The organism is Aeromonas dhakensis, assembly GCF_000820305.1.
Lineage (GTDB): Bacteria > Pseudomonadota > Gammaproteobacteria > Enterobacterales > Aeromonadaceae > Aeromonas > Aeromonas dhakensis.
Genome location: NZ_CDBH01000057.1, coordinates 1 through 809, shown reverse-complemented (window position 1 = coordinate 809; position 809 = coordinate 1). Strand labels below are relative to the sequence as shown.

1 protein-coding gene is annotated in these 809 nt (G+C 43.9%); it reads left to right on the top strand.

From position 1 onward, the window contains the following. On the top strand, positions 1-809 hold an 809-nt coding region (locus BN1143_RS22660), incomplete at both ends, for a hypothetical protein (RefSeq protein WP_197069875.1).

Below are 809 nucleotides of genomic sequence, written 5' to 3'. Positions count from 1 at the left end.
GCATCTGGAACGATTGATGCTGGCAATGGAAATTTATATATTCATGCTCGTACGGTGTCTAATATAAAAGCAGTGTTTACTACGACTTTTAATGAGAAACCGAGTAATCAAAGAACTCCACCAGTGTATGTATGGTTACCTACATCTGCACTTAATCAAAATGAAATTAACATAACTCCAATTGAGGGTGGGGAGTCATATCAGTTTTCCACTATAAAAATGGCAAAAGAATATTCTGTAACGTTAGGTGCTGCTTCATCAGAAGTTGTTGCTGATAGCGCTTCAGCGATAATGCTTTCCGGCGGAAGTATGTCAATCAACGCTGATTTCTTTTCCAACATTTCAAGTTATGTTAATTCCGGTGGTGACATCTCTTTTGCTGTATCACAAATTGAAAACAAAGGTTATCAATTTGGTTCAAACGCTGAAGTCGCTATTTATAAAGCTACAGGTGAACAGAAGTGCCTTATCTATAACGGAGGTCAATGTGCTGGACCGGTACTTTATATACAGTTGAAGCTAGAAAAGATTGATAATGCTGTAACACATGGTAGTGCTAGCCCCGCTATTATTTCATCCAATGGTAATCTAACAGGTACTGTTGCAGGCATGATCGATAACGTTACGATCAAGGCCCATGCCGGTCCGGTCAGCACCACCACCCAGCGCCCTTCTCTCTCTCTGCCGCAGGCTCAGGGCTCGGGAGCTGCCCCCGGTTTACAGGGAGATGTTCAATATCTGTCGCATGTGCTTAAACCCGTTGGCCCGGACAATGGCGTGCCGTTGCCAGACTTCCAGTTGCCCAGCGG